Below are 255 nucleotides of genomic sequence, written 5' to 3' on the forward strand. Positions count from 1 at the left end.
CTAAATCGACCGTGCCGTTGAAAATCAGGGTGTTGTCGTTGGTGATGAAGTCGCTGCCGGAGGCGCCGGTGTCATCGGTAATGCTGGTGATCGCCACGGTGTTGCCGTCGCCATCTTGGTCAATCTTAGTATCAATCACCACGTCCTGGGTGACGGTCTTGCTGTTGCCAGCCAGGTCAGTGACGGTGGCGCTGACAGGGTAAGTGCCATCGGCCAAGGTGGTGCCGGTTAAGTCGATGCTCCAGTTACCGCTGG

The 255-nt window shown here is 57.6% G+C and carries 1 protein-coding gene; it reads right to left on the reverse strand.

Translation table 11 applies throughout. The features are described from left to right. On the reverse strand, window positions 1-255 hold a 255-nt coding region (locus MO387_RS21025; RefSeq protein WP_242326522.1), incomplete at both ends, for an Ig-like domain-containing protein.

It is taken from the genome of Shewanella sp. N2AIL, from assembly GCF_022690845.1.
GTDB classification, from domain to species: Bacteria; Pseudomonadota; Gammaproteobacteria; order Enterobacterales; family Shewanellaceae; genus Shewanella; species Shewanella baltica.